8 protein-coding genes are annotated in these 4,041 nt (G+C 39.8%); all 8 read right to left on the bottom strand.

The window, feature by feature from the left end; translation table 11 throughout:
• Positions 1–42: 42 nt before the first annotated feature.
• Complete coding sequence (locus Q5Y71_RS16330) at positions 43–243, bottom strand: hypothetical protein (protein ID WP_306043149.1); 201 nt, start codon at positions 241–243, stop codon at positions 43–45.
• Positions 236–586, bottom strand: a complete 351-nt coding sequence (locus Q5Y71_RS16335; RefSeq protein WP_306043150.1) for a hypothetical protein — start codon at positions 584–586, stop codon at positions 236–238. Before Q5Y71_RS16335 ends, Q5Y71_RS16330 begins: the two co-directional genes overlap by 8 nt.
• A 74-nt stretch (positions 587–660) precedes the next feature.
• Positions 661–1,188, bottom strand: a complete 528-nt coding sequence (locus tag Q5Y71_RS16340) for a hypothetical protein (RefSeq protein ID WP_306043151.1) — start codon at positions 1,186–1,188, stop codon at positions 661–663.
• Between the two features lie 13 nt (positions 1,189–1,201).
• Entirely contained in the window at positions 1,202–1,591 is a 390-nt protein-coding gene (locus Q5Y71_RS16345) for a hypothetical protein (RefSeq protein ID WP_306043152.1), read from the bottom strand.
• A 289-nt stretch (positions 1,592–1,880) separates the two neighbouring features.
• A complete protein-coding gene (locus Q5Y71_RS16350) occupies positions 1,881–2,255 on the bottom strand; it encodes a hypothetical protein (RefSeq protein ID WP_306043153.1) in 375 nt (124 codons plus the stop codon).
• Between the two features lie 10 nt (positions 2,256–2,265).
• A complete protein-coding gene (locus tag Q5Y71_RS16355) occupies positions 2,266–2,931 on the bottom strand; it encodes a hypothetical protein (protein ID WP_306043154.1) in 666 nt (221 codons plus the stop codon).
• 67 nt (positions 2,932–2,998) lie between these two features.
• Positions 2,999–3,475 carry a hypothetical protein gene (locus Q5Y71_RS16360; RefSeq protein WP_306043155.1) on the bottom strand — a complete coding sequence of 159 codons (477 nt, stop codon included), beginning with the start codon at positions 3,473–3,475 and terminating at the stop codon, positions 2,999–3,001.
• 16 nt (positions 3,476–3,491) lie between these two features.
• Positions 3,492–4,041: hypothetical protein (locus tag Q5Y71_RS16365; RefSeq protein ID WP_306043156.1), on the bottom strand; the 550-nt coding region annotated here is incomplete at its 5' end.

Here is a 4,041-nt window from a genome sequence, read left to right on the forward strand (position 1 = left end):
TTTATAGAAACGCCGACTTGGACAGTTTTTCATAGCTAGAAATTAATACTTATTCAGAGATTTCTTAGCTTTTCTTTTTTCCAAAAGAAAGAAAATTACTGCTAATATAGATCCAAGAATAACGCCTCCTCCCGTCCATACCATTAAATTAGAATCGACGGTTCCTTTCTGCCCCAAAGCAAAACCTATAAACCCTAACAGGCCACACCAAAAAAGAAGCTTTTTAAGAAAAACTTTATTCATTTAATCTTTCTCTGTTATTTTCCCAAGGGTCAAGCAATATACGGGTAGATTCATGCCCCAAAGGATACCCCTCAACCCATTGATGAGGGAATACCTGATGAATGGTTCCGACCTCATAAATAATTTCAAACCGCCAGTGCTCGTTTAAACTATTGTAGAAATCTGAATCATAAAGTTGATCGATTAAATGTAGGGCTTGATCTCCGCAACCATAATAGCTAGGGCAAAATGGTAAACTACTTTCAAAATTATTCAACCAACCATTCACCCAACCACTACCAGGTCTACGCAAACCGTTTTCGGTCATTTCACGAACAACTTGATCAAATTTCCACTCAATCATGGACAGATCATTGTCAATCTTTTGTGCAAGAGGTTGCTTTTTACAGCTTAAGATTTATGTTCAAGACTGTCTGCCTAAGGGTTTTTATCATATAGTAGCGTCGAGTTATTTTCTTTGGCATCAAAAATAGTTACATCAAGCAAAGAATTTTTGTCAAACCCAAACTCAACCAAAGAATAATTATCCCCTTCAGGTTTATGCGGAATATATTCACCGTAATGCATTCGCAAAGAATATGACCAGTCCTTATCGCTTATCTTTTTCGGCGTATATGAAACATCTATCGAGTTCAACTGGGGTAATGGCAGTTTTCCTAAAATATTGGAAGGAATAGAAATATTGCCCCATTTAGTGGTAATTGAAAATGAAACAAGCGTTTGACCTGAATGATCAAGACTCAAATCAATCAAAACTGAAGTATTAGACTTTTCAAAAAGTATGTCAGCTTTGTAAGAAGTCAATACCCCTGGGATTTCATCTATTGCTTTCACAATATATTCATCTACCGGCTTAGCTAATACATTTTGTGCCAATAGATTACAGAAAAAAATACAAGCAAAGTGACGAAATTTCATAATTAGTTTTTCAATGGATACTTTCATTGTTAGGTGACCTCTAAAGATTTTTCCAATCAAAGAAACCCGGGGGTCTTACTACTATTCCTCGCCTTGGCCCACCAGTTGAAAAGGCCCTAACAGCTCCATCTGTGCCTCCAATAAAAACTGTTATTGGTCTCCCTAACGCTTTTTCTAATCCTCTATTACGTCTTCTATCTCCAGGACTCCAATACCGATTAGCTCTATCAACACTTCTGCCTCCTGCTCCTCCCGGGGGATGTGTATGGAACCAAGCTACAGCATCTTTCGTAACTCTTACGATAACACTTCCAGTGTCACCGACTTGTAAGTCGTTGTATGTATATCCTCCTTCAACAGGATAAATATCGCCACCTTGCTCAAGAAAAAGTCCATCTTTATCGAACTGGGGGGTTTCAGACGCATACAAAATTCCGTCTGCTGCGGCATCGTTAACTGTTTCAAATACAGTCCCAGGGCCTCTAGCCTTTTGTGCGCCCTTTTTTGCCGCTTCCTTGGCATTTTTAGTGTCCTCCTGTTGCTGAAGCCATTGCCTAGACCATTCACTGTAATAAGAGCTACTGCCAGTGCCGCCGATACCGCCAACAGTGCTGCCACTACCACCAGTACTACCGCCAAATTATACCAGAAGGAAAAAGCTAAAGCCTCGGCAATTTTTCTTGCTGGGGCTTTTATTGGTCAAGTATCTAGAAATAGCTTTATGATAGTCGGAACAAGGAATGAGGCAAAAATTTCAGAGTCAGGATGTCACCAACTAACTTCCTAATGATAAATGGTTGATATCGCTCGAAAGCTTTTTCCACATCAGAAAAATCTGTATATGGCTCAGGTTCTTTCGGCCCAATCCAATAGCGGCTACTATCTCCGTATGGTTCCCAAACTACACAATCCTTTCCCTGGAATTGGAAGGAAACAAGGTTTTCCTCCGAACTAAAAGCTTTCCTTTGCAACACATCAGATATGCCATCAACAGTGGATAATATCGATGCAATACCATTAACCGATATATATACACTTTCTACTTCAAAAGCGTACATAATGCCTTCCGTGCTTTTAATCGGGTAGGTACGCATATTCCGCCCTCTAATTTCCAAACACACCACCAGCTAGAATGCCAGCACCATAAATATTGAAATAGATATTCGTTCTTCCTGCAACGGCTTGTACCGCTGCATCGCTACCATAACGACTCAAAGCCTGAGAGTAGGAGAGGGACCTATAGCTACGAAAAGTGCCTAGCCTGAAGCGGCCCTTCATATTATTACGGAAGACGTTAGCAGCAGTTCCAGAAGGAGCCAGCCGCGCACCAATTTTGACTGTAGCAGCATACCCAACCCTTGCAACTCCAGCTGCATAGCTTGTTACTTCCCCTGCTAGATACAGACCAGATTCAGTATTCACGCCACCAATATTTAACACGCCCCGAATATCATCGCCAAATCCTAATAGTAGTCCATCACCTAACCCAGCTAAGTAGTCCACAGCTCCTTGTGGGGCAGACGGAAGTTGATATTTGATAAAAATGTTTAGAATTGCTTGGTCAATTCGATCCAAGTAACTCCCCTTTTGTGCGCCCTTTTTTGCCGCTTCCTTGGCATTTTCAGTATCCTGAAGCCATTGCCTAGACCATTCACTGTAATAAGAGCTACTGCCAGTGCCGCCGATACCGCCAACAGTGCTGCCACTACCACCACCAGTACTACCACCAAAATTATACCAGAAAGAACCAGAGAGATTGGGTTCAGGCAAGGGTCCCCCAATTACTATCACCTCTTCTATAAATTTCGTTCTTTCAACTTATTCTCTCTAGGTGAGGCTAAGAGCGACATAAAACGGAAATCTTACTATTGATTTGCAGTAACTTTTCTTTTATACTATCAATATCATCAATGCCATATTCTGAGGATTTACCAATCTTTATTATAATGCTGTTCCTACCTTCTCCAAAACTTACAGACTTAATAGTTTTACTGTCCAAATAATTATCTCTATCCTTAACAAGGCGGTTCAATTGTATCCATGCATATTTTGGGTCAATTCCTAAAAAATCTAAGTCTAATTCTAACTTAGAAAATTTCTCTGAATTTTCTTGTGCACTAGATCTGCCTGACCATCCCATAGAACTAAGAAATTTTTTATTCGATATTTTTTTGTTAGCCCACGTTTCTAAATATTCTATCTTATTATTATCTATGGCTATTGCTTTGAGGTTGTTGCAATACTCTTTTTTTGTACTAGAAAAATAATAAAAAAATGCAACTAGGATAGGGATTATAATCAACGTCGTTTTCATATAATATTTACCTTTTCTAATCCCTAATTCGATATTGGGAGGCACCAAGTAGAGCCCACCTTGTACCAGGATTAATGTCACTTAAATTTCGCCAGCCTTCGCCCTGCCATATTTGCTTGAAATTATGACCAACCACAAAACCAGGAAGTGCTTGAATATGGTTAGGACCATAATGTGCCGCTAACATACCCACAGCAAGATAATTTATATGTCCACCGAATGCTGTAACGCTGCCTCCCACATCAAACTGTCTACTTACAAGAGATATCTCCTCGTAGAGCATAGTATCATAAAATCCAAACTGTTCTTTAAACTCGTGACTCATAAAGGGGTGGCGTGGTTCCTCAATCGTTCTATAACGTATCCAAGTTATAATTATATTTAGCTCGGTGACACTTAAATCCAAGATAACACTTGGATTATCCGCAGCGCGCATAAGCAATGATTTCCTAAGAGATTCATATTCTTTTTCAGCTTGCCCTTTTTGTGCAGCTTCTTTGGCATTTTCAATATCCTGAAGCCATTGCCTATACCATTCACTGTAATAAGAGCTACTGCCAGTGCCA

The organism is Microbulbifer sp. 2205BS26-8 (genome assembly GCF_030731025.1).
Classification (GTDB): Bacteria; Pseudomonadota; Gammaproteobacteria; order Pseudomonadales; family Cellvibrionaceae; genus Microbulbifer; species Microbulbifer spongiae.